Source organism: Phenylobacterium sp. LjRoot225, from assembly GCF_964252855.1.
In the GTDB taxonomy this organism is placed as follows: domain Bacteria; phylum Pseudomonadota; class Alphaproteobacteria; order Caulobacterales; family Caulobacteraceae; genus Phenylobacterium.
Genome location: NZ_CAXUPL020000001.1, coordinates 813,446 through 837,142, shown reverse-complemented (window position 1 = coordinate 837,142; position 23,697 = coordinate 813,446). Strand labels below are relative to the sequence as shown.

The following is a 23,697-nucleotide window of genomic DNA, read 5'->3' as shown; positions in this document are numbered from 1 at the left end:
CCCGCCGCACGTGAAGCTCCTGGATCGCTATATTCTGAAGATGACGCTTGGCCCGCTGGGCGGGGCGCTGGGCGTGACCCTGGTCGCCCTCCTGCTGGAGCGGGTGTTGCGGCTGCTCGACGCCCTGTCGGAGAGCAGCGGCCGGTTCGGCTTCGTCGTCCAGCTCGCCGCCAACCTGGTGCCGCACTACCTGGGCCTGACGCTGCCCGCCGGCTTCTTCATCGCCCTGTTCGTCGTCATCACCCGGCTGAACGAGGGATCGGAGATCGACGCCCTCCTGGCCAGCGGGGTGTCCCTGACGCGCATCGTCGCGCCCTATATGGCGCTCGCCACCGTGCTGATGGTGGTGAGCCTGGTCCTGTTCGGCGTCCTTCAGCCCTACAGCCGCTACGCCTATCGCGCGGTCATGCACGCCGCACAGACCGCCGGCTGGAGCGGTCAGGCCGAGCCCCAGAGCTTCTTCGCGCCGGACGCCAACCTGACCATGACCGCCGACACCGTCGACGAGACCGGCGAGAGCCTCGGCCGGGTGTTCATCCGCCGGACACTGGCGGACGGCCGCGAGGAGGTGACGACCGCCAGCAGCGGCCAGTTGGTGCGCAAGGCGGATGGCGCGAGCGTGCGGCTCGAGTTGCGCGACGGACAGCAGTTCAGCACCGCGGCAAGCGGGGCCGCGCGGGTGCTCAGCTTCCGCAGCTTCGGCCTCGACCTGCCCCTGACCAGCGCCGAAAAACTGCTGCGCGGCCGCGGTCGCGACGCCCGGGAGCTCACGCTCGGAGAACTGGTGCGGCAGGCGAGGCGGCCGAATCCGTTGATCCCGCGCCAGGAGCTGCTGGCGGAGCTCTACGCCCGGCTCGCGCGGTCCTTCGCCCTGCCGCTGCTGCCGCTGCTGGCGCTTCCGTTGGGGCTGTCCACCAAGCGCGGCGGGCGCGCGCCGGGCGTCATCATCGCCGGCCTTCTGCTGATCGCCTTCCAGCACATGCTGCAGCTGGGCCAGAGCCTGGCGGCGAGCGGCCGGGCGGACGCCGCGCCGGCCATCCTGCTGCCGTTCGGCGGCTTCGCGGCGATCTGCATCCTGATGTTCGTGACCAGCCGCAAGCGGCCCGGCGAGACGCCGATCGGCCTGTTCGCGGAGCGCGTCGGCGAATTGTTCCGTCGGATTCCTAACCCCCGTCGAGACGCGAAGGCCGCCGCGTGACCCTGCCCAAGCATCTGCTGCGGATCGTCGGATTCCGCGTGCTGGCCTCCCTGCTCGTGCTGGTGTCGATCCTCCAGATCCTGGACCTTCTGGACGTCACGACCGACATCCTCGAGCGCAGGCTCGGGGTGGGCGGGGTGCTCTATTACGCCTTCCTGCGCCTGCCGACCCTGGTCCAGCAGGTGGCGCCGCTGAGCGTGCTGGCCGGATGCCTGTTCGCCTTCGCCGAGCTGGCGCGCCAGAACGCCGTGGTGGCGCTGCGTTCGACCGGCGTCTCGACCTACCAGCTGCTAGGGATGATGGCGCCGGCCGCCCTGGCGGTGGCCCTGCTGCATCTGGTCAGCGTCCAGTGGCTGACGCCGCGCGCCGACCAGGCGCTCGACGCCTGGTGGAGCCGCACCGCGCCCAAGTCCCAGCAGGCGCCGCAAGACCCGCGGAGCTTCCGCGTGGGCGAGGACATCGTCACCGCGACCATGGGCGCGCCCTCCGGGCGGCGGCTCACCGGCGTGAAGATCTATCGGCGGGACACCGCCGGGCGGCTGGTCGAGCGCCTGCGCGCCGACATGGCCATCTATCAGGGCGATGGCTGGCGCCTAGCCGCGCCCAGCTTCGAGACGCTCGGGCCGGGCGGCGTCCAGCGCGGCGCGGCGCAGGAGATCGTCTGGCGGCCGGGGCCGCAACCCCAGGACGTCCGCGCGATCTTCACCGGCGAGGAATCGCTCGCGCCGGGATCGGCGCGACGGGCGCTGAGGGGCGGGGTCTCGACCCGGCCTCCGGCCTTCTATGAAACCGCTGTCCAGCGCGCCTGGTCGGCGCCGTTCGCCGCCTTCGTCATGCTGTTGCTGACCGGGCCGGTCCTGCTCGTCAACTTCCGCAGCGGCGGGGCGCGGACCGTCGTCCTCTGCCTGGCCGCGGGCCTGCTGTTCCTGGTTATCGACGGCGTCTTTACGGCGCTCGGCGAGTCCGGAACGGTGCCCGCCCTGCTCGCCGCGTGGGCGGCGCCGGCGATCTTCGCCTCCCTCGGCGCCAGCGCACTGCTGTTCCAGGAGGGATGATGCACGGCCGGATCCAGGACACGGGCGAGCTGCGCATCGCGCCGGTCGCCTCGGCGGCCGAGCTCGACCGCTTCGTCCGCCTGCCCATGCGGCTCAACGCAGCCGACCCGAACTATATCGCGCCCCTGATGATGGAGCGGCGCGAGGCGCTCACGCCCAAGACCAATCCCTTCTTCGCCCATGCGGAGGTGCAGCTCTGGCTGGCGGTGCGCGACGGCCGCGACGTCGGCCGGATCAGCGCCCAGATCGATCATCTGGCGCCCTCGGACGGCGGTCCGCGGGCCGGCCATTTCGGCCTGATCGCCGCGGAAGATGATCCGACGGTGTTCGCAGCTCTCTTCGCCACAGCCGAGGCCTGGCTGACGAGCCGCGGCTGCGTGCGCGCCCTGGGGCCGTTCAACCTCTCGATCAACGAGGAGGTCGGCCTGCTGGTCGATGGCTTCGACACCCCGCCGATGGTGATGATGGGGCACGATCCGCCCTATGTCGCGGCTCACGTCGAGGCCTTGGGCTACCGCCAGATCAAGGACGTCCACGCCTACGCCAGCCGCCTGAGCGACGACCTGCCGCCGATGGTCCGCAAGATGGTCGATCGCGGGCCGCCTGCGGGCGTGCGTCTGCGGATGCTGGACATGAAGCGCTACGATGAGGAGGTCCGGCTCCTGACCGACATCCTCAACGACGCCTGGTCGCACAACTGGGGCTTCACCCCCACCACCGAGGCCGAGACGGCCCAGCTCGCCAAGTCGCTGAAGATGGTCGTGGACCCCAGGCTGGCCTGGTACGCCGAGATCGACGGCGAGGTGGCCGGGTTCATCGTCATCCTGCCGAACGTCAACGAGGCGATCCGCGACCTGAAGGGCAAGCTGCTGCCGTTCGGCTGGGCCAAGCTCCTGTGGCGGCTGAAGGTCCAGCGCCTGAAGACCGCGCGGGTCCCGCTGATGGGGGTGCGCCGCAAGTTCAGCCGCATGCGGCGCGGCCAGCTGCTGCCGTTCCTGCTGATCGACGCCGCCCGGGCCCAGGCCCGGGCGCTCGGCTACCAGACCGTCGAGCTCTCCTGGATCCTCGACGACAACCTGCCCATGCGCAGCATCCTGGAGGCGGCGGGTTCCAGCATCTACAAGACCTACCGGATCTACGAGAAGACCCTGGGATGACGGTTGATCGGGCGCTCGTGCTAGCCGGCGCGCGCCCGGGGCGCGATCCGGTCGCCGACTATGCGGGCGTCTCCCACAAGGGGCTCATTCCGCTCGCCGGTCGGCCGCTGCTCGAGCGGGTGGTCGCAGCCGTGTCCGCCGCCGGGATCGGACGGATCGCCGTCTCCGCCTCGAACCTCGAGGTGGCCGCGCTGGCGGCGCGGCTGGGGGCCGAGGTCCTGCCGGCCGAGACGGGGCCGAGCCTCAGCGCCTTGCGCGGGGTGGAGGCGCTGGGAACGCCGGTCTTGCTCACCACCTCCGACCACGCTCTCCTGGAGTCCGAGTGGATCACCCGCTTCCTCGCCGATGCGCCGGCGGCCGATGTCTGCGTGCTGCTGGCCCGCCGCGGGGTGGTGGAGGCGGCCGCGCCGGGGACGAAGCGCACCTATCTGACCTTCGCCGACGGCGAATGGTCCGGCTGCAACCTGTTCCTGGTGCGCAGCGCGCGCGGCCTGGCCGCCATCCAGCTCTGGCGCAGCATCGAGGCTGACCGCAAGCGGCCCTGGCGGATCATCCGCAAGCTGGGACCCGTGACCCTGCTGCGCTATCTCGCGGGCCGGCTGACCCTGGTCGAAGCCCTGCAGCGGCTGAGCCGGCTGTGCGGCGCCGAGGTCGCTGCGGTCCCGAGCCCCTTCGGCCTGGCCGCGGTCGACGTGGACAAGCCCGCCGACCTCGACCTGGTGCGCAGGCTCGTCGAGACCTAGGCTTCTTTCGCCATCCAGCGCGCCGCCAGGGCGACGTTGAAGGCGACGTCCTCGGGGAAGTCGGTCTCGCCCCATTCGAGGCCTTCGATCGACTGCACGGCGACAGCCTGGGTCGTGTGCGCCAGGTGATCGATCACGCTCAGGTACCAACGCTTGAGCCCCTCGGGGCGGCGCATCGCCTCGTCGATGGCCTGGGCGAACCGCGCGGCGCCGGCCATCGAGAAGCGCAGGAAGCCGATCGACTCGGCGTCGTAGGTCTCGATCGACTTGCCGATGGCGCAGAGCCGCGAGCCGTCGGTCTGGACCTTCATGTCGTCGGAATCGTAGGTCGGCTTGCGATCGATCGCCAGGGTGATCTCGGCGGGCGGCGCGCCGATCAGGCGCTCGGCGACCGCTGTCTCGAACAGGGTGTCGCCGTTCAGCAGCAGCACCGGCTGGTTGAACTCGCGCCGCGCCAGCCAGCACGAGGCGAGGTTGTCGGCGAGGGCGTAGAAGGGATTGAACAGGGTGCGGACCTTCATCGGGCCCGCCGGCCGATGGGCGATTTCGGCGTCGACCAGATTGGCGCCGAAGCCGGTCACCACCACTGCCTCCTTGACGCCGGCGGCCTCCAGCCGCTGCAGTTGCCAAGCCAGCATGGTGCGGCCGGACAGGTCGATCAGGCACTTCGGCCTACGCTCGGTCAGCGGCCCCAGCCGACTTCCCTGGCCGGCGCTGAGGATGATCGCTCGTTCGGAAAGGTCCAAACAGTGGCTCCTGACGCTATTTGACGTTGAGGCGCGTGTGGACGCCGCCCTTGTAGATGACCGACTTGCCCTTGTCCTTGACGGAGACCGAGCCGGCCTGAAGCTGGTTGGCGCCGCTGGCGGCCTTCACCCCGCCGGCGCCGAGGACCTCGCCGGACTTGGCGTCATAGACCGCCGACGGCGTCGCGAAGGCGCCGCTGGGCCCCGCCAGCCGGACGTCGCCCGTGAGCTCGAGCCGCCCGGCGGTCTCGTCGTAGACGCCCTTCGCCGCGGTGACTCGCATCTCGTCGGCGCCCCCCTGGTCGCGCATCAGCACCGGACTGTTCAAGCGGATTCGGCCGCTGCCGTCCTCGCGCTCGGCGGACGTGGCGGTGATCACGAAGGGGCGCTGCTTGCTGTCCGCGCCGATCAGCCGCGGGCCGACCAGCTCGATCGGGCGCGTCGTGGAGGCGGCGCCGGCGATATTGCGCAGGCCGCTGGACGCGACCGCCACGATCACGGCCAGCAGAACGGCTCCGGCGACGGCCGGCAGCAGGATGCGCAGGATCGCGATCAGCGGCGGACGCGGACGGCGAACGGCAGGAACCTCGGAGGCGGTCATCGGACCGACTTGCTAGCGCGCCGCGCCGTCCGACGCCACCACCGCCGGACGTTTCCCCGCCGCGCCGCCCGAAGTTGAAAAGGTTCGGCGAAAAAATCGGGTGGCTCCCTTGCCTAGTTCGTTACTAGATATATCTAAATACCCTGGACGTCGCCGGTCTCATCGACCAGATGGCGAGCCATATCGAAAGGTCCTGATCATGGTCACGACACAGGCTCGCGTGCCGACGGCGTCGGGCGCCAAATATCTGCAGCAGCTCTGCAAACACTGGGCCCACAAGCTCGAGGTCGAGCTTTCCGACCACAAGGGCGTCGTCCGGTTTCCCAACGCCGTGGCGAGCATGGAGGCCGATCCCGACGGGCTGACCGTCACCGTCGAAGCTCCGGACGCCGAAACCGCCGAACGGATGCGGGGCGTGGTCGCTGCCCATCTCGACCGGTTCGCCTTCCGCGAAGCGCCGCTGCCGTTCAACTGGTCCGCGTGAGCGGTCGCGGCCTCAGAGGCGCGGGCGACAGTTGCGGGTCGCGTGCACGCCGCGCAGGAAGCCCCGCCGCGCGTAGCCGGCGTCGATGGCCGCATTCATCTTCCGATCCGCCGGCGCGGCGCCCGTCACTTCCCGCACCAGCCCGCGGAATGGGATGAAGGAGTTGACCACGGTCTTGCCGCCGGCCTGGGCGAGCTTGGCCATTCGGTTCTCGCGGTATTTGGTGTCACGCTGGAAGTCGGGGCCGAGGACCTGGTTGAGGTCCTTCATGGCGCTGGCCAGCTGCCGACAGGTCCTCAAGCCTGTGAGGCCGTAGGGATCCTGGCTGGCCTTCACCAGCGCGGGCGGTATTTCGGAGCGGCTCATCCCGACGTCGCGCGCCGGCTGGCTGACGATGCCGACTGCCTCATTCCCGAAACGGCGGGTCGCGCTCTCCGGCTGCGCGGGCTGGGCAGGCTGCGCTGGAGGCGCGGAAGGCGCTGTGGACGAGCCGGAAGAAGGCTGGGCATGGGCGATCCCCGACATCCAGAACACGCAAGTCGCCGCGAGAAGGTGAGCGCCGAATTTCAAATCAAACCTCGATTACCTGCCCGAGGTGAGCTCGAACCGAGCCGACCCACCTCAGCTCTATTGAATCGCCGCGAGGCGCATTTCGTTCCTGGCGTGTGCCTCAGCGGTGGGTGAGGCCCGGATTCTCACCGGTCAGGCGCATGCGCAGGGCGTTCTGCACCATGGCGGTGGCGACATACTGGCCGACCATGATCGAAAATTCGATCAACTGGGGTTCGTCCCAGGTCTTGGCGAGCGTGGCCCAGGTTCCGTCGGAGATCGCCTGCCTCGAGAGCAGCTCCTCGACGCCGCAGAGGATCGCCGCGTCGGCTTCGCTCCAGCCCGGCGCGCCGGCCCCCTGGACCACCCGCTCGATCTCTTCCGGCGTCAGCCCGCAGCGCTTGCCGATCAGGACGTGCTCGCCCCACTCGTAGGGGGCCTGCATCAGCCAGGCGATGCGCAGCACGGCCAGTTCACGCTCGCGCGGCGGAAGCCTGCCGGTGAAAAGGGCCAGGCCCATCTCGAGTTGACGGCGGAAGAGCTCGGGATGCTTGAGCATGGTCCGGAAGTATTCGGTGTTCTCGCGGTCGCCGGTCGTGCCGACCGAAGCGCCGAGGCGGTGAATCAGGTCCCGCGACTCCGCGCTCAGCTCCTCCGAGGCGAGAGGTTCGATCCGCTGCGGCATGCCGTTGATCTCGGCCGTCCGCGCGGCGATCGCCTCTCGGTCGCAACCGCTGCGCCTGTCGATGAGCGATCCGTCCATTCGTCTCCCCTTCCGTTGTTTTGCGACAAGGCCCGTCTCACGGCCTTTGGGTGATCATAGCCTCGCACTCGGGTCTAGGGACAGGGCGACGGCCGGGAAGGGCGGTTGATAGGGATTTCCGTCACTCGATTGGATCCCGTCAGACCCGGGCCGGGACCCGATGTGACGCGAGCCAACAGGCCGCTGCTCCTCTTGCCTTCAATTTGAGCGCAAATGGTCCGTCCGTCGGCGCGGCTTCCACGCGGCCTTGTTCGCGCTCGTGCGCCTGATAGCTTTCGCGAATGCAGCATGATCCGAGCACAGCGTAATCATCGTGCGCGGCGCCACTCTGGTTCGTTCGGCGGACGAATGGCGATTTCGAGAATCCTGCCGGACTGCGGTGAAGGATCTTCTCAGCGCGATCGGCAGCGCTGATTTCGACAAGGTCCTTCTGGAATACCTCCATCTGGTGCTGCCGTCGGACCGGATCGCAGTGGTCTCGATGTCGGCTGTTCGCGACGCGACGGTCGTGGACGCCAAGGGACACGATCCGGAATATGCGCGCCTTGCCGCGGCGCAGGCCCCGGCGGCGGCGCGCGCTGACCCAGCCTCAGGCGGCGCGCCGGAATTCGCGATCGTGCAGGCGGACGGCGCGGAACACGCGACGTCGCGCCATCTGCGCGAGGCGCGCCTGACTGAGGAGATGCGGGTGATCACCCGCTTGCAGGGTGATCGCGCCTTCATGGTCTTTCTGGGCCGGGTGTCGCACGGCGCGACCTGGGGGCCGCAGGAGCTGGAGCTCGCGAAGCGAAGCCTGTCGCTGCTTCATTCGGTGATCATCGCGCACGACCGCTGCCATGCGCGCGTCCAGAACTGGAATGAGGTCGCGCCGCCGTCGAACGAAAGCCGGCTGGCCCAGGCCTTCGAGACCAGGGGGCTGACCCGACGGGAAAGCGAGATCGCCGCGATGATCCTCTTCGGCCATTCCACCTTGGCGGTCGCCATGCGGCTCGCCATCTCCGAGAACACCGTCAAGGTGCACCGCAAGCACCTCAATCAGAAGCTGGGCGTCAAATCACAGTCGGAGCTGTTCGGCTTCGCCTTCACCGCGCTGATGCAGGGCGAGCGGCTGTAGCCGCTCAGGCGATCTTGCCCTGCCGGCTTCCGAACCGGGCGTAGATGCCGGCCGCCAGGGCGATCAAGGCCAGGAAGCCGACCATCAGGAGGGTGAACCGTGTGGGATCGAGTCCCGCAGCCTCGCCTGGACCAACGGTTTTGCTGGCGAGGGCGGCCGCGACGATTTGGGCGCCGACGCCCATGCAAAGGGCGCGCGACAGTTCGGCCAGGCCCATGGCCGAGCTCGCTCGCGCTTCGTCGACCTCCTCCTGAAGGGCGATGCGGAAGCCCGGCATCAGGGCGCCGGTGACGAAGCCGCTGATCAACACCACCATCAGCAGCGTCACGAAGGCGTGGTCGACCGCCAGCAGCAGGAAATAGGGGATCGCCGCCGTGCAAAGGCAGGCGAGGAAGACCTTGTAGTGGCCGAACCGTTGGACGGCGAAGCCGGCGAGCGGGCCCGTCAGCAATCCCAGGAAGCCCTGCGGCGCCATGATGGCGGCGACCACCGTGCTGGAGAGCCCGGCGCCATAGCCGTCATGCGCCGCCGCCTTGCCGATGAAGAGGATCACATGGCCGAAGTGCATCAGGCTGAGCGACAGCAGGGCGTAGACGACGATGATCGCGGCCAGCCCCGGTTGCTGGAGCAGCCGGACGTCGACCATGGGCGTCGGCGTGCGCAGCGAATGGAAGACCCAGCCGGCGATGAAGACCGCGCCTGCGATCAGCCATCCGACGGGCGCGAGCGCCAGGCCGCCCTGGCTCAGCTCGCCGATGCCCAGCATCAGGAAGAGCGCGGCCAGGCCGAACAGCACGCCGTTGAGGAAGGGGATGGCCCGCGGCGCCTGCGCCGGACGCGAACCGGGGACCACCGCCATCAGGAAAAGCACGGCGGGAACCAGCAGCAGGGGGCCGAACCAGAAGATGTACCGCCAGCTGTGGTAGTCCAAGACATAGCCGGACAGCATGAAGAAGAGACCGGCCGAGGCGGTGGTCGCGGTCGTCACGACGGCGATCGCCATCGGAACGCGCTTGGGCGAGACGTGCTCGCGGATCAGGCCGATGTTCAGCGTCGGCACGGCGACGCCCAGTCCCTGCACGGCATGGGCGGCCACCACCAGATTGGGGTCGGACTGCAAGCCCGCCACGACCCCGGCGACGGAGACCAGCAGCAGGACCCAGATCAAGGTGGCGCGACGACCGTAGAGGTCGCCGATGCCGCCGCACAGGCCCGCGGCGATCGCGCCGACGATGAAGTAGATCGAGCTCATCCAGCCGATGACCTTCGGGTCGGTGAAGACCGAACTCAGCATCGGCGTGGCGGCGTAGATGATGGCGCTCGACCCGGTGCCGGCGATGGCGACGAAGGCGAGGGTCGTGATGATCGCCCATTCGGAGGATTTCCATTCCGCCTCGCTCACCCTTGGCGATGCGGTTGGCTTTCCGGCGGCGGTCAGATCCATCGCGAGCGTCTCCAGCTGGGGTCGGTTTGAGGACGAAGGGCGCTCAGAGGGCGAGTTGGGGCTTGTGCTGGGCCCAGGGCTGCAGCTGTTCCAGCACCCGGGCGGCGCGCAGCAGGAGGTGCTCCTGGTCCGGGCGCGCCATGATGTGCAGGCCCACGGGCAGGCCGCGGACAACGCCGGCGGGAACGTTGATGGCGCAGTAGCCCGCCAGGTTCGCGAGCATCGTGTACTGGGTGTAGAGCCACGGCGTGATGCCGGTCTCGGTGCACAGGAAGGCTGTGCGCGACGTCGTCGGGCTCAGCAGCAGGTCGCAGGTCTCGAAGACGGATGCGAGCTTCGCCGCGGGCCGCTGGCGCACGGCCGGGGGGATCGACATGGCGTACTCGAGTTCGGTCGGCCGATCCGCGCGGTCGCGGATGTAGACGGCCAGCTTGCTCCAGTTGTCGGGCTCGTTCCGGGCCATGTTCGACAGGAACCTTGCGATGGGCTTGAAGCCCTCGACGCCGGCGTAGGCCGCCTCGGCCTTGGTGAGGGTGAACTCGGGGTCCCGGTCGAGCGCGTCGTGCGCGTCCTGCAGCTTGATGTCGGGTTCGGAATAGGCGGCCGCCTGCCTGCCCAGCAGTTGGGCGGTGCGGTGGATGGTGTCCACCACCTCGTCGTCATGCGGCTTGATGAAGCCGAAATCCCGCGACCAGGCGACGCGCAGCGATCCGACGCCGTCGTCGAGGGTTCCGAGATAGTCGGGCGGCGTCGTCTGCAGCGAGAACGGCTCGCGCGCGTCGTAGCCCGCCAATACCTGCAGGGTCAGCGCCGCGTCGCGGACGTCGCGCGTCATCGGCCCGATGCCTTCGATGACAAGATCGAACAGTCTCGGTCCGACCGGAATCCGTCCACGGCTGGGCTGCAGCCCGACCAGGCCGTTGAAGGCCGAAGGCAGGCGCGTCGAGCCTCCGCCGTCGGTGCCGATGGAGATCGCCCCCAGGCCGGCGGCCACCGCCGAGCCCGACCCGCCGCTCGACCCGCCCGAGCTGCGCTCCAGGTCCCAGGGGCACAGGGTCTCGTCCGCCACCAGGTTGATCGACCGCCGGTTGAGGCCGAACTCAGGCGTATTGGTCTTGGCGAAGACGATCGCGCCCGCCTGCTTCAGCCGCTCGCTGGGGACGGTGTCGACGTCCGGGATGAAGTTTTCGAAGAGCCGCGATCCGGCCGTCGTCCGCAGCCCCTTGGTGATCAGCAGATCCTTGATGCTGACGGGAAGGCCATGCAGCGGGCCAAGCGGCTCGCCGCGCATGACCATCTGCTCGGCGGCGCGCGCGCCGGCCAGGGCGCCCACGGCGTCGATCGTCACGAAGGGATGGATTTCCGGCTGCAGGCGATCGATGCGCGCGAGCAGGTCGGTCATCAGCTCGACCGGGGACAGTTCCTTGCGGCCGATCATCTCCCGCAGCCGCCATGCCGGCGTCCAGGCCAGTTCACCCATGTCGATACTCCCCGGGCCAAAGTTCCTGTTCCGGCGCTGCTATCCCTGTTACGTTTTCGGGACGGGCCGGATCGGGGGAGATCATAGGTTGGCGGAAACGGTGCCCTATACTCCCAGCGAGTTACTCCTTCGGAAGGACCCGATCATCGCCCGCCACCAGGAGGAGGGGCGCCAGGCCTTCGGAATCCTGCTCGAAGCCGTGGGCGGCAGTTCCTTCAGCGGCCATGTGATCGCCTATCTTCGGACCTATCTGAAGATCGACAAGGCGATCATCGCCCTGTTCTCCGGCGACCTGGGCAGCTCGGCTCCAGAGCTGCTGTTCCACAACATCTTCGATACGAAGATCTGCGAGCTCTATCTCAGCTACCTCCAGGATTTCTGCCTGCCGGGCGTCTACGCCGAGGCGCGCTATCTGGCGGAACCCGTGACGGTTTTCGACGCCGCGTCGCCGTTTGACGAGAAGAGCTTCGTCCGCGCCTTCCGACGTCACCTCGGCATTGCGTCCGAGCTGCGACTGATCATGCCGCTCGACGACGGGCGGGTGGCGTTGCTGCTGCTGAGCAAGGCGGAATGGATGGGCGACGAGACGGAGCTGGCGGTGCGTTGCGCCACCTTCCTCCGCCCTGCCGTGCTGGCGCACGACCGGTCGCTCCGCCGCCAGCCTGGGCGGCGCGAAAGCGACTGGCAGGTCGACCATGTCCGCAAGCTGATCGGCGGCGGCAAGCTCACGGCGCGTGAGGTCGATATCGCGCTGCAGATTTTGAACGGCGATTCCACGGGCGCCATCGCGGAGAAGCTGGATATCTCGGCGGCGACCGTGAAGGTTCACCGGCGGCATATCTACGACAAGCTCAACATCAGCTGCCAGGCGGAGCTGTTCGGACTGGCCTTTCGCTGCCTGGCGTCATGACGGCGTAAGCCGCCGACAGAAGAAGGGAGAAGGGCGCCTTTCCGGAGAAGGGCGCCCCTGCCGCTGGCCGCTCAGCCCTGGGGATCAGAAGCGGTAGGTGACCTCGGCGAAGATCCGGCGCGGCGGCGCGGCGGCGCGGGCGACGCCAAGGCTGAAGTCGCTCGCCGAGGAGTCGTAGTGGCGGTCGAACAGGTTCGTCCCGTAGACCGCGAGCTGCAGCCCGTTGTCCAAGGCGTAGGAAACGCGAGCGTTCACAAGGTCATAGGCCGGGAGCGTCAAGAGCTCGAGGGTGCCTGCGCGGATCGCGCTGTTGTTCGAGATCACCTTGGCGGACCGGAAATAGTCCGCCGAGATCGTCAGGTCGCCCGGTCCCACGGGCATCTTGTAGCTTGCGTTCAGTCCCATGGTGTAGTCGGGCGTGAAGGGGAAAGCTTCGCCCGAGCGGTCGACGCCCGCATCGATGAACTCCGAATATTTGGCGTCGGTCAGCCCGACGAAGGTCCCCAGCGTCAGCCCCCTGACCGGGGTGACGGCGGCTTCGAACTCGAGCCCCTTGACCGTGGCGTGGGCGTCGGACGTGACGCGCCCGTTGAGACGTCCCGTGGTGGTGTCCAGGAAGGTCACGCTGCGCTGGATCGGGCCGTAGTCGTCATAGAAGGCGGCCAGGTTGATCCGCAGCCTCCGGTCCCAGAATTCGGATTTCAGCCCGGCCTCATATTCCATCACCTTTTCGGGGGCGAAGGTGGCGAAGGACGCCGGGTTGTTGCCGGTCGCGCGCGAGTTCGTGCCGCCGCTGCGCGTGCCATTGGCGATCTTGGCGTAGAGCATGATGTCGCTCGTCGGCCGGTACTCGAGGCTCGCCAGATATAGAATGGCGTCATGGGAGGTCTTGAAGGGCGCGTAGCAGACGCTGTCGTCCGGAAGGACCGCAGGGCCGAGCGCGCAGCTCTGGTTCGGCTTGCCGAGGGCGTTCACCGGGCTCGCCGCGACGAACTTGTCGTCGACCGAGTAACGCAGGCCGGTCGTCAGCGACAGCCGGGGCGCAAATCGGAACACCGTCTGTCCGTACACGGACACCGAGTCGGTGTCGTACTTCTGATAGGCGCCGCCCGGCGCGGTCGGGGTGACGCGCGGACGCACATTGGTCGGGCCCGCCGAGATGCCGATTTCGCGGAAGTAGTAGAGCCCGCCCGTGAAATCGAGCCGGTTGTCCAGCGTCGTCCCGAACGCCTGGAGTTCACCGCTCCATTGCTTGAAATTGTAAATGGCCGTGGAGTCCATCAGCTCATAGGGCGTGTGGTCGAGATCGAGACCGAACTCGACGTCCGTCGAGCGATAGCCCGTGATCGCCCGAACGCTCACCACGTCGCCCTCGACCGTCACGCGCCCGGTGATCATCTCCACCGTCGACTTCGAGGTCGCGGGATACTCGCCATATTCCAGGAAGCGCGGGGTGTTGAGATAGTTGGTGATCTTGTCGGTCGCCGGCGCCACGAGGGGAAAGTAGCTGGTCAGCGCGGGCGACACCTCCACCAGGCGCTGCGGACCGCTCAGCTCGTCGATCTCGACGCGCTCATAGCCGAGGACCGCGTCGACGTTCTCCACCGGCCGGAACCGCAGCTTGATGCGGGCGAACCAGTTGTCGTCGGTCGCCTGGCCGACGTCCCGGGTCGGATTATATCCCCAGCCGTCGCTCTTCATGACCTTGCCGGCGGCGCGCAGCCCGATCTTGTCGGCGACCAGCGGCAGGTTGAGGACGAGCTCGCCGCTGCGAAAGTCGTCCGAACCGTAGACCGCCTGGGCGCGCCCGGAAAAGTCGCTCAGGTGGGGATCGGCGCTCGTGACGACCAGGGCGCCGCCCGGCGTATTGCGGCCGAAGAGCGTGCCCTGCGGTCCCTTCAGCACCTCGACGCGCTCGATGTCCACCATGGCGGCGTTGGCGCCGGACAGCTTCGCCACGTAGATGCCGTCGACATAGTAGCCGACCGAAGGATCGAGGTTGGCGTCGAGGTTGCCCAGCGATTGCCCGCGCATGGTCATCTGCAGCAAGGATTTCTGGGCCCCCTGCGAGACGCGCAGATTGGGACTGACGGTGTTGAGGTCGATGGCGGAGACCACGCCGCGCTGCTCCAGCATCGAGCCGGAGAGGGCGGTGACCGACAGGGGCACGTCTTGCAGCCGTTCTTCGCGCCTGCGCGCCGTGACCACGATGTCGCTGACGGCGACAGCGTCGTCAGCCGCGACGGGCTTCTGCTCCGAAACCTGGGCGTACGCGAGACCCGGAAACAGAATGGCTGCTGGCGCAACGCTAAGAAGCAGTAATTTTCGCATGTGTGACCCCCGTCAATGATTGCCGAAAAGGCGGTTGCTGTATCGGTCGGACGTCGTCGGAATTATTCTTCCGATCTTCTGTCCGCATTGGCCTCCCTTCGGCATTGCCAAATTCGCAAGCCCATCGTTTTACTTGCTTCTCAGCACTTGGGCTGAGTTGTCCTCCCTCCGCGGGCAGACGCTGAACGCCGCGACCGCGGGACGTGGTCGAGCCCCATGAGCACGGTCATTCTATCGGCGGCTCGAGGGGCGGCCGATCCTGGGACCAGGGCCGCTCGCGCTCGAGGGCGCGGGCCGCGCGGAACAGAAGCTGCTCCTCGCCGGGCCGGGCGATCAGCTGCAGGCCGATCGGCATGCCGTTGTGGAAGCCAGCCGGAACCGAGGCGGCGCAGTAGCCCGAGACGTTCGCGATGTGGGTGTAGGCGGTGTACTGCCAGGGGGTGACGCTCTCGTCGCCACAGGTGAAGGCGGTGCGTGCGATCACCGGCGCCATCAGGATGTCGACGTCTTTGAAGAGGTCGGACAGCCGTGTCTTCGGCCGGTAGCGGACCTCAGGCCGGATGCTGAGCACATATTCAAGCGCGGTCGGTCGGTCGCTGCGGTCGAGAATGTAGATGGTCAGCAGCTTCTTCTTCTCGGGCGGCAGGCTCCACGCCCAGGAGAGCAGGTCCTGGTAGTCGGGGACCAGGGATCGGAACCAGTCCGCGACCTGGAGGCGTGAGTACTCGGTATCGAGCTCCATCGAGTCGTGCGGATCCTCCAGCCGGATGTCGGGCTCGCTGTAGATGGCGCCCAGCTTGGCGAAGGTTTGCGCGACCTCGTGGCAGAGTTCCGGAATGGCCGGATCGTCCGGGGTCACGCGCCCGAGGTCCGCGGACCAGGCCATGCGCAGGCCGGTCACGCCGTCCTCGAGTTGGGCGAGATAGTCGGGCGGCGGCGTGCGCATCGTCCGCACGTCGCGCTCGTCGCAGCAGGCCATCACCTGGAACAGGGTCGCGGCATCGCGGACGTCGCGGGTCATCGGCCCGATGCCCGACGTCGGCGCATGATAGAGCCCAGCGCCGTTCGGGATGCGGCCGCGGCTGGGCAGGACGCCGAAGACGCCGTTGAACGAGGCGGGAATGCGGATCGATCCGCCGCCGTCGGTGCCGACCGCGAGCGGCCCCAGGCCGGCCGCCGCCGCGACGCCGGCCCCGCCGCTTGATCCCCCGGACGTGCGGGTGCGATCCCAGGGATTGAGCGCCTCGCGCGAGACCAGGTTGAAGCTGCGCCGGTTCAGCGCGAACTCAGGCGTGTTGTTCTTCGCGAAGATGATGGCGTTCGCCGCCTTGAGGCGTTCGGACGCCACCGCGTCGGTGTCCGGCGTCAGATCCGCGAACGCCCGCGATCCCAGCGTGGTCCGCAAGCCCTTGGTGAAGATGGTGTCCTTGATGCTGACGGGGAGGCCGTCGAGCATCCCTTGCGGCTCGCCGCGGGCGAAGCGTTCGGTCGCCGCCTTGGCCTGTTCGAGCAGCAGCTCGGGAAAGACGGTGATGAAGGCGCCGTAGTGGGCGTAGCGGTCGACGCGGACGAGCAGGAACTGCGCGAACTCCAGGGGCGAAAGCTCGCGCCTTTCGAACATCTCGCGCAGCCGCCAGGCCGGGGTCCAGGCGAGCTCCTCGTCCGCCTGTCCGGCGGCCTGTCTGGCGACGTCCGCCGCACTCATGAGCAGCACGCGTCCGGGTGGATCGTGGCCGGCCGTTCGATCATATGCGTCGCCCTCCGTGGCGTGGCGGCTGGCGTACGGCGCCAGTTCTCGCCAATCCTGAGGACGCGGGGGGCGACCCGCCATACCACCGCGGAGCTAATCCCGCCGGGCGACGGCGTGGGCCCCAGGTGCGGCGCCCGCTAGCCCCGGCGTCGCCGGGTTCGGTCGAGGCTGAGCACGACGGCCGCAGCGAACGCTGCAGTCCGGCGAGCGGTTTCGAGATCGGCTGCCAGGCCCGAGATCGGAGCCCCTCGTGATGGGTTCACCTGCCAGGCCCAACCGGCGTCCGAAGGAGCGAGGCTGACCACATAGGTTGGCGGAGCATGTTCCATGAGGCCGAGGTAGCGGAACGGCATGCAGAGGGCGGCGGCGGATTTAGGAGATGTGGTGCACAGGTCGCGCAGGCCGTCAGGGCAGGGGCAGGCGGATCTCAAACAGCGCGCCGTGGGAGGACGGCGCCAGGTCCAACCGCCCCGCGCTGGCCGCCAGCAAGGAGCGCGCGATCGGCAGGCCCAGACCCGTCCCGCCTTCGGCCCGTCGGCTGGTGAAGAATGGCTCGAAGAGGCGGTCGCGATCGCCCAGCGCGACGCCGGGACCATCGTCGCTGATCTGGATGACGATCCCGTCCTGCGCGCGGCGCGCGGCGATCAGGACCCGGCGCGCACCCGCCTGGCGGCTGTTCTGCAGCAGGACGGTGAGCACGGTCTCCAAGGTCACGGCCGGGACCGCGGCTTGGACGGGGTCCTGGGGGAGGTCGAACTCGACCGTGAAGTCTGGCCCGGCGATCGCGTCAGCGGCCTTGCGCAGCGGCTGACCGATCTCGGCCGCGGCGCCGGCTTCGGGGGCTGCGAGGTCGGCGCGGGCCAGGTCGAGCAGCCGTGTCACCAAGTGCGACAGCCGTTGGCTGTCGGCGGCGATGTTGTCCAGGAACCGGCGGCGCTCGTCGCCCGACATGGTGTCGAAGTGATCTTGCAGCAGCTCGACGGCTCCGCTTATCCCTGCCAGAGGGGTCTTGAACTCGTGACTGACGGCGGCCGCGAAATCCCGCAGGTAGCCTGATCGGCGGTCGATCCGCTCGGCCATGACGCGGAAGTCTTCGTAGAGGGCGCGGATCTCCAGCGCCCCGGTGCGCGGCGTCGGTGGAACCGAACCGGTCCCAGCCGCCACATCGCGGGAGGCGGCGCTGAGCGCCTCGATCGGCCGCGTGACGCCGCGGGACACCAATCCAGAGAGCACAATCAGCATGCCAAGGATTGCGACCACGCCGAGCGCGATCTTGCCGCGATCCTCGTAGAGCCCGCGGAACAGCGCCCGCGGCGACCGCGACAACAGGAGCGCGCCGACCACCCGCCCGCCCGCCTCGATCGGCCGGGCATGGTGCAGACGCAGGGCGGACGCGCGGCTCAGCCACTCGAAGGAATACTCCGGGTGGTAGTCGCCATTCCGACGCAGCACCGTGCGCGGCTCGCCGGAGAGCGCCGTCCGCACTTCGGGGAGGGCGGAGAGGTCGCCGCCAAGCCCCGGACCCCGAACGACCCGGCCACGCGCATCCAGCACCAGGATGGACGCCAGCGTCGTTCGACTGGTCTGCGCAATGACAGGGGCGAGGCGCGCGGCGGCCGCCGTCGCGGCGGGATCGGGCGGTTGTCGAGCCTTCGTCGCAGCCGGTCGTTCAGGCAGCACCGGGCTGCGGCTGAGATCGATGGTGGTGTTCTCCGGGCGGTAGTAGCCGGGGCTGCGGAGGTTCGGATTTGGGATTGGAGTTGGGTCAGGCGTCGCGCCAGGCCAGTTCACGCTCGCCATGGCGGCCAGCGCAGCGCCCTGCGCCACCAGTTCGGCCTCGGTCTGACGCACCAGGGTGTTCTCGTAGACCCTGAGGAAGATCGCGCTGACGCCGGGCATGGCCGCGGCGAAGAGCAGGACGCTGAAAACGATGGTGCGCAGCCGCAAGGCCGGCCAGTAGCGCTTGGCGATCTCCTTGACGCGTCGGATCACTAGGACGCGCCGCGGCAGGGTCCCAGCCGGTAGCCGACGCCGGGCCGGGTCTCCACGAGGTCGTCGCCGCCCAGCTTGGCGAACTTGCTGCGCAGGTTACGAATGTGGCTGTCGATGGTGCGATCGGTGATCGCGAAGCCGGGGCCGTGCAGACGGTCGATTATGGCGTCGCGGCTGAACACCTTCTGCGGCGCGCCCAGCAGCATGCGCAGGATCTGGAACTCGGTGACGGTGAGCTCCGCGGGCGTCTCGTCCCAGCGGGCCGTCCAGCTGTCCGGATCCAGGCTGAGCCGGCCGTGCTCCCGCGGGGAGGGGGCGCTCGGCGCCGCCGCGGTCGGACGTGCGCGCCGCAGGATCGCCGTTACACGCGCCACCACCTCCCGCGGGCTGAACGGCTTGACCACATAGTCGTCGCCGCCGAGCTCGATGCCGAGCACCCGGTCGATCTCGTCGTCGCGGGAGGAGAGGAAGAGGATCGGCATGTCGCCCTTGGCCCGCAGTCGTCGGCAGACCTCCAGCCCATCCAGCTTCGGCATGTTGATGTCGAGCACCAGGATGTCGGGCCGCGCATCGGCGACCGCGACCAGCGCCGCCTCGCCGTCGGCCGCCTCGAGGGCGGTCAGGCCCGCCTTCTCCAGGGCGAACACCAGAAGCTGGCGGATGTGGGGATCGTCGTCGACCACCAGGACGGTCTGAGGCATCGGCTCATGATCCGAGTTGCGGCGCCGGCGTCAACGGCGGAGGTTTCGGCGTCCCGTCGCATCGGCTGCGGGCGATGACAGTCGGCGGCCCCGCAAGCGCCTGCGCCCGGGCGGATCGGCGGGCGCCCCGCCAGGTCCAGCTTCGCGCGTCCCGCTGCCGGTCGATCAGGTTGAGCATGACCATGTTGCGGACGTTGGCGACCCTGGGCCGGAGCGATGGCGGCAGAGGGCCCTGCTGCAGTTCCGACAGGGGAACCAGCGCGGCGGGGCCGAGCGATCGCAGATAGCAGAGGTCCAGCTCGGCGCCGCCCGTTCCCAGTTCGCGGGCGTGCCGCACGTTCCAGGCGGCCGCCACGGCGCCCAGGTCGACCGTCGCGCAGATCCCCAGGACCAGTCCCGCAGCGGCGGCGTTGGCGTTGATCAGCCAGCTGGAGCTCTTGCCGCGCAGCAGCCGCCAGGCGATCAAGGCCAGGCCGAGCGCCACCAAGGCCATCCATGCGAGCGCGGCGATGCGTAGCCGTGTCAAGGAATAGGCGTCGATGTAGGCGAGCGTTCGCAGCGCCGTGGAGACCACCAGGAAGACGTTCTGCGCCACCCAGGCGGCCACCAGCAGGCGCGCCGCCTTCAGCTTCGCCACGCTCGAGCCCGGGGCCAGGAACACCAGCACGAAGGCGCCGGCCAGCAGGGCGGTCAGGATCAATGGATAGGCGCCGCGGTGGGCGTACTCGGCGAAGCTCGTGCCCTCGGGCAGGTCGGCGCCGCCCCAAAGATACGCAAGGTCGAGGCCGTTCTGCAGGGCGAACAGGCCGTTGAAGACCACCAGCGACAGCAGCACCGATGCGCCGGGAACGCCCTTGACCTCCTTCCCAGCTAGGCGCGGCCGCAAGACGCGCAGCGTCTTCGGCAGGCCGCGCGGCCGCAGCAGCAGCCAGAAGCCGAGCGTCAACACGACCCAGAGCACCAGCCGCGGCATGTCGGGCTCGGGCAGGCGCAGTCGGTTCACATAATGGCCGATGACCGGATTGGCGTTGGCGAACAACAGCGCAAACACCGTCCCGCCGACCAGCGGCAGGCCCAGCAGGCCGACCACCCTCAACAGTGTGACGGCTTCGCCGCCGCCGGCCCTGCGGCGGGCCTTGCGGACAAGGCGCAGGTCGCGCAAAGGCGCCGATGTGGCGCGAACGGCGGCCACAGCGACCCTCACGGTCCAGCGAAGGGCGTGATCGGCGTGGTTCGCTCTCGGGGCCAGCGCCGCCACAGCCAGGGCGGTCCAGAGAAGCAGCCATCCGAGCAAGCTCGGCCGCTCAATCGGCAGCAGGGCGAGGGCGCCGGCCAGCAGCAGGGCGGAAAGCCCAAGGCGGGAACGGACCACCGCCGGGTGCGCCGCCGTCACGCCCACAGCGGCGGCGACCGCCAATAGGCTCGAGACCGCGCCGCTCCATCGGCCGTGGACCACCAGGTCTCCCATCCCGACCAGCAGCACGAGCAGGCCGACCTTGGTCCAGACGTTGAGGCGTAGCGCTGTCATGGGAGCTCCAAACGCGAGAGGTCCCTGTGGCTAAGGCAGAGCTGTCCATCCGGTGGCGAGCCGCCGTGAGGATGCCGACCGGCTGGCGTGCAGATCCGGTGCAGCCGGCTGTGGTCGGATCAGGGCTGGGTGTGCGTCGTGCTCGGGCGCGCAGCCTGCGCGGCTGTGAAGAGAGAGTGTTGGGTCAAGGATTGGACATTGGCGATCGCCGCATACCAGCTCGCCCAGATCAGGAGGGGCAAGAGGTAGAAATCGGCCGGGCCCCACGCGCGGGGGGCTCGCCAAAAGTCCGCAGTCGTCATGTAGACGAGGCCGCCGTGTGCGCCGCGAACGCGACGCAGGCCCTGTAGCTGTCGCTCCGTCAACGTCATGTGCGCGACTTGCCGCTGTAGACGCAGGAGACCTTAGCAACCTGCTCCCTTGCGAATGTGTCGGACACTCTTGCCTCCTTGGCTTGCGCTGGCCGCCTGAAGCCGCCTCGGGGCTCGGCGAACGGCTTGGACCTGCGCGCAGTCGGAAGGTCTGAAGATGCGCCGTGTACGTCTTCTTTTATCTGCGTCCAATCGTAGCGCCTGTCCGAGGCTCAGGCCGTTGGGGGGGCGCGTGACCGTCGGCCAGCGCCCGGGCCGGGCGGAGAATTCAGGCCCAGAACAGCGAATTGTTGCCAACGGCGACGCTTTGTCGCCAAATGGATCGGCGAGCGCTTGCGCTCGTCTACCTAGAGTTTGCGCTAAGCAACAGTTGGGGAGGTGGTGCTTTGACTACGTTTCAACCCTACGCAGGTGCTTTCACCGACGACGGCGAGACCTACCGGTGGAATTGCTACGCGACGAGCCCGGTGTACGAGGTTCGAAGCTACGCACATTCGCTTCCCGACGCGCCGGAGGGTCGCAAGTGGGTTCGAAAACCGCAGAATGCTGGCGGCGGTCCGGAGCTCGTGGTCCTGGTGGACGGCGCCACCACGGACTTCTCACAGATGCTGACCCAGATCACCGCCGCCCCGGTGGCCGCCCTCGCATTTTAGCCAAGGCGCCTCGCCGCGGACCGAATACGACGGCATGGCGGCGAGGCGCTCGTCAGCGCGTGGGCTTCGGGCTCTCCTTGGATTCGAGCTCCAGGGCGGCGCGTTCGGGCCTTGAGACCATCACCGCCACGGCGAGGTCGCCCGTCACGTTCAGCGCCGTCCGGCACATGTCGAGGAAGCGATCGACGCCGAGAATGAGGCCGATCCCCTCGGGCGGCACGCCGACCATTCCAAGGATCATCGCCACGACGGGAAGCGACCCCGCCGGCACGCCGGCTGTGCCGATCCCGCCCAGGATGCAGACGAGCATCACCACGAGCTGTTGGCCGATGCTCAGCTCCACGCCGAAGAACTGAGCCAGGAACAGCACCGTCACCCCTTCGAAGAGGGCCGTGCCGTTCTGGTTCGCGGTCGCCCCGACCGTGAGCACGAAACGCGCGATCCGCGGGGGCAGATGCAGGCGGTCCTCCGCCACGCGCAGCGCCGTCGGCAGGGTGGCGTTGCTCGAGGCCGTGGCGAAGGCGACGAGGATCGCCTCCTGCGAATTGCGGAAGAAGGCGACCGGCGACATGCCGCCGAACATGGCGACCGCGACGGAATAGACCACGACCTGGTGGATCCCCAGCGCCAGCAGCACGACGCCGACATAGGCGCTCAGCCGGACCAGCAGCTCCCAGCCGAACAGGGCGGCGAGGTTGAACAGCAGGCAGGCGATCGCGATCGGCGCCAGCTGGATGACCAGGCTGATGAGGATCATCGAGACCTCGAACAGCCCCTCGATGGCCGACTTCAGCGTGGTCACCGCCGGACTGCGGTTCTGCAGCAGAACCACTCCGACGCCGAACATCAGGGCGAAGAACATCACCGGCAGGATCGCGTTGTCGGCGGCGGCGCTGAACACATTGGAGGGGACGATGCCGACGATGGCCGCCGGCCCCTCCAGAGACTTGGGCGCCCGCTCCAGGATCGCCTTCGCGCCGCCGGACGCCTCGTCGAGCAGGCGTTGCGCCAGCGCCGGATCGACGCCGTCTCCCGGGCGCAGCAGGTTGACCAGCACCAGGCCCAGGACCACGGCGACCGTCGAAAGCGCCACGGTGAACAGCAGCGTCCGCCAGCCCGTGCGGCCGAGCGCGCCAAGGTCGCCCATTTCCGAGATGCCGACGACCAGGGCCGAGAACAGCAGCGGCAGCACCAACATGAACAGCAGCCGCAGGAAGATCTGGCCGACCGGCTGGGTGACGTAGTTGGTGACGGCGACAACCCATCCGGCGTCCGGGCCGGACGTCATGTGCACGATCAGCCCGGCGCCCAGGCCGAGCAGGAAGCCTGCGAGCATCCGCAGGTGCAGCGGAACTGAGCGGAGCCTTGTGAGCACGGCAGGAGTGTCGCCCGTAAGCGGGCGTTGGGGAAGCCGCCTCGGACGCAGCGGAGGCGCCAGCTTGGCGGAAAAGCCGCGCCTGTCGCGCAGGTGAGCAAGCGGCGGATCATATTGACCGGCTGGCCGCCGCAGCGAGGGGCGGGGGCCTTGGGACCCGGTAGCCCGTTCTGTCGCTGACCTCGAAGCCGTAGAACGCTCCGTCGACGACCTCCAAGGCGCTATCCCGCAAGTGTAGGCTGCCACCGGATGCTAGCCGCCGGCGGCGGCGTCATTTACCCGCGGCCTGGCCGTTTCAACTTTGACAAGCAGACGTTGGGAACGGGAGAGAGGGGTCCTTAGCGGAACTTGCGCTCAGCACGCTGCCGTTTGCGAGCGTTCGTTACGCTCTCCGAGGCGGCGTACTCAGGTGGGAGCTTGAGCTTGTCCTCGCGGTCGAACTTGCGGTCACCTTTGATCCCGACCACTTTGAAAAGACGCCACGCTCTCCACCGACAAGCAGTAGCCAAGCTACTGCGAAGGCGCCCGCCATCCCGACGCCTATCAGCGATCTGGTTGCTAGCAACGTGACGACCGCAAGAAAGCAGATGAGGAGCGAGTACCCGCCAGCGTGGATGCCCCCCGTCTTAAGGTCCCACCGATTCATCCGCGTCGGGTGCAACGCCCGCGGAGGCGACCACTAGGTCCGCTCGGCTTTCGAAAACGCCTTCCGCCGTCGGGCTGCGTTTGCGGTTGCCTGCATATGAAGGGCA

At 68.5% G+C, this 23,697-nt stretch carries 20 protein-coding genes; 8 read left to right on the top strand and 12 right to left on the bottom strand.

Annotation, left to right across the window (positions count from 1 at the left end; all coding sequences use genetic code 11):
• Window positions 1-10: 10 nt before the first annotated feature.
• Genes ACSQ2B_RS04020 through ACSQ2B_RS04005 form a run of 4 tightly spaced genes read left to right on the top strand, consistent with a single transcriptional unit; the run spans window position 11 to window position 4,153 of the window.
• Window positions 11-1,198 (top strand): LptF/LptG family permease, encoded by a 1,188-nt coding sequence (locus ACSQ2B_RS04020; protein WP_436047552.1) that lies wholly within the window; start codon window positions 11-13, stop codon window positions 1,196-1,198.
• The gene (locus ACSQ2B_RS04015; protein ID WP_436047550.1) at window positions 1,195-2,253 is read left to right on the top strand and encodes an LptF/LptG family permease; all 1,059 of its coding nucleotides are present in this window, start codon (window positions 1,195-1,197) and stop codon (window positions 2,251-2,253) included. Before ACSQ2B_RS04020 ends, ACSQ2B_RS04015 begins: the two co-directional genes overlap by 4 nt.
• Window positions 2,253-3,410 carry a dATP pyrophosphohydrolase gene (locus tag ACSQ2B_RS04010; RefSeq protein ID WP_436047548.1) on the top strand — a complete coding sequence of 386 codons (1,158 nt, stop codon included), beginning with the start codon at window positions 2,253-2,255 and terminating at the stop codon, window positions 3,408-3,410. Before ACSQ2B_RS04015 ends, ACSQ2B_RS04010 begins: the two co-directional genes overlap by 1 nt.
• Window positions 3,407-4,153, top strand: coding sequence for a nucleotidyltransferase family protein (locus ACSQ2B_RS04005; RefSeq protein ID WP_436047546.1), 747 nt, complete (start codon window positions 3,407-3,409; stop codon window positions 4,151-4,153). Before ACSQ2B_RS04010 ends, ACSQ2B_RS04005 begins: the two co-directional genes overlap by 4 nt.
• Here the strand turns inward: ACSQ2B_RS04005 and ACSQ2B_RS04000 are convergent.
• Together ACSQ2B_RS04000 and lptC are read right to left on the bottom strand one after the other, a co-directional pair.
• The gene (locus tag ACSQ2B_RS04000; RefSeq protein ID WP_436047544.1) at window positions 4,150-4,899 is read right to left on the bottom strand and encodes an NTP transferase domain-containing protein; all 750 of its coding nucleotides are present in this window, start codon (window positions 4,897-4,899) and stop codon (window positions 4,150-4,152) included. The two genes, ACSQ2B_RS04005 and ACSQ2B_RS04000, sit on opposite strands and share 4 nt — an antisense overlap.
• Window positions 4,900-4,915: 16 nt before the next feature.
• Window positions 4,916-5,500: an LPS export ABC transporter periplasmic protein LptC gene (lptC, locus tag ACSQ2B_RS03995; RefSeq protein WP_436047542.1), complete on the bottom strand. Its 585-nt coding sequence runs from the start codon at window positions 5,498-5,500 to the stop codon at window positions 4,916-4,918.
• A gap of 199 nt (window positions 5,501-5,699) precedes the next feature.
• Between lptC and ACSQ2B_RS03990 the strand changes: the two genes are divergently transcribed.
• Complete coding sequence (locus tag ACSQ2B_RS03990; RefSeq protein ID WP_436047540.1) at window positions 5,700-5,984, top strand: DUF2218 domain-containing protein; 285 nt, start codon at window positions 5,700-5,702, stop codon at window positions 5,982-5,984.
• 12 nt (window positions 5,985-5,996) lie between these two features.
• Here the strand turns inward: ACSQ2B_RS03990 and ACSQ2B_RS03985 are convergent, their stop codons facing one another.
• The gene (locus ACSQ2B_RS03985; RefSeq protein ID WP_436047539.1) at window positions 5,997-6,350 is read right to left on the bottom strand and encodes a hypothetical protein; all 354 of its coding nucleotides are present in this window, start codon (window positions 6,348-6,350) and stop codon (window positions 5,997-5,999) included.
• A 304-nt stretch (window positions 6,351-6,654) separates the two neighbouring features.
• Window positions 6,655-7,296 carry a carboxymuconolactone decarboxylase family protein gene (locus ACSQ2B_RS03980; RefSeq protein ID WP_436047538.1) on the bottom strand — a complete coding sequence of 214 codons (642 nt, stop codon included), beginning with the start codon at window positions 7,294-7,296 and terminating at the stop codon, window positions 6,655-6,657.
• A 379-nt stretch (window positions 7,297-7,675) separates the two neighbouring features.
• On the opposite strand from ACSQ2B_RS03980, the gene ACSQ2B_RS03975 reads away from it, so the two are divergent.
• Window positions 7,676-8,410, top strand: a complete 735-nt coding sequence (locus tag ACSQ2B_RS03975; RefSeq protein WP_436047537.1) for a helix-turn-helix transcriptional regulator — start codon at window positions 7,676-7,678, stop codon at window positions 8,408-8,410.
• A 4-nt stretch (window positions 8,411-8,414) separates the two neighbouring features.
• On the opposite strand, the gene ACSQ2B_RS03970 is transcribed toward ACSQ2B_RS03975, so the two are convergent.
• Window positions 8,415-9,854: an MFS transporter gene (locus ACSQ2B_RS03970; RefSeq protein ID WP_436047535.1), complete on the bottom strand. Its 1,440-nt coding sequence runs from the start codon at window positions 9,852-9,854 to the stop codon at window positions 8,415-8,417.
• 43 nt (window positions 9,855-9,897) lie between these two features.
• Window positions 9,898-11,334 carry an amidase gene (locus tag ACSQ2B_RS03965; RefSeq protein WP_436047533.1) on the bottom strand — a complete coding sequence of 479 codons (1,437 nt, stop codon included), beginning with the start codon at window positions 11,332-11,334 and terminating at the stop codon, window positions 9,898-9,900.
• Between the two features lie 88 nt (window positions 11,335-11,422).
• On the opposite strand from ACSQ2B_RS03965, the gene ACSQ2B_RS03960 reads away from it, so the two are divergent.
• Window positions 11,423-12,244 carry a helix-turn-helix transcriptional regulator gene (locus ACSQ2B_RS03960; RefSeq protein ID WP_436047531.1) on the top strand — a complete coding sequence of 274 codons (822 nt, stop codon included), beginning with the start codon at window positions 11,423-11,425 and terminating at the stop codon, window positions 12,242-12,244.
• An 84-nt stretch (window positions 12,245-12,328) separates the two neighbouring features.
• On the opposite strand, the gene ACSQ2B_RS03955 is transcribed toward ACSQ2B_RS03960, so the two are convergent.
• The 5 genes from ACSQ2B_RS03955 to ACSQ2B_RS03935 form a co-directional block, all read right to left on the bottom strand.
• Entirely contained in the window at window positions 12,329-14,575 is a 2,247-nt protein-coding gene (locus ACSQ2B_RS03955; RefSeq protein WP_436047529.1) for a TonB-dependent receptor, read from the bottom strand.
• A gap of 226 nt (window positions 14,576-14,801) precedes the next feature.
• Window positions 14,802-16,280: an amidase gene (locus ACSQ2B_RS03950; protein ID WP_436047527.1), complete on the bottom strand. Its 1,479-nt coding sequence runs from the start codon at window positions 16,278-16,280 to the stop codon at window positions 14,802-14,804.
• Between the two features lie 450 nt (window positions 16,281-16,730).
• Window positions 16,731-18,317: a HAMP domain-containing sensor histidine kinase gene (locus ACSQ2B_RS03945; protein ID WP_436047525.1), complete on the bottom strand. Its 1,587-nt coding sequence runs from the start codon at window positions 18,315-18,317 to the stop codon at window positions 16,731-16,733.
• Complete coding sequence (locus ACSQ2B_RS03940; protein ID WP_436047523.1) at window positions 18,317-19,018, bottom strand: response regulator transcription factor; 702 nt, start codon at window positions 19,016-19,018, stop codon at window positions 18,317-18,319. The genes ACSQ2B_RS03945 and ACSQ2B_RS03940 overlap by 1 nt, the downstream gene beginning before the upstream one ends.
• Before the next feature lie 4 nt (window positions 19,019-19,022).
• The gene (locus tag ACSQ2B_RS03935; protein WP_436047521.1) at window positions 19,023-20,546 is read right to left on the bottom strand and encodes a DUF4153 domain-containing protein; all 1,524 of its coding nucleotides are present in this window, start codon (window positions 20,544-20,546) and stop codon (window positions 19,023-19,025) included.
• 757 nt (window positions 20,547-21,303) lie between these two features.
• On the opposite strand from ACSQ2B_RS03935, the gene ACSQ2B_RS03930 reads away from it, so the two are divergent.
• Window positions 21,304-21,570: a hypothetical protein gene (locus tag ACSQ2B_RS03930; protein ID WP_436047519.1), complete on the top strand. Its 267-nt coding sequence runs from the start codon at window positions 21,304-21,306 to the stop codon at window positions 21,568-21,570.
• A 52-nt stretch (window positions 21,571-21,622) separates the two neighbouring features.
• Here ACSQ2B_RS03930 and ACSQ2B_RS03925 read toward each other — a convergent pair whose 3' ends face one another.
• On the bottom strand, window positions 21,623-22,945 hold the full coding sequence (locus ACSQ2B_RS03925) for a dicarboxylate/amino acid:cation symporter (RefSeq protein WP_436047517.1): 1,323 nt from the start codon (window positions 22,943-22,945) through the stop codon (window positions 21,623-21,625).
• Window positions 22,946-23,697: the final 752 nt, after the last annotated feature.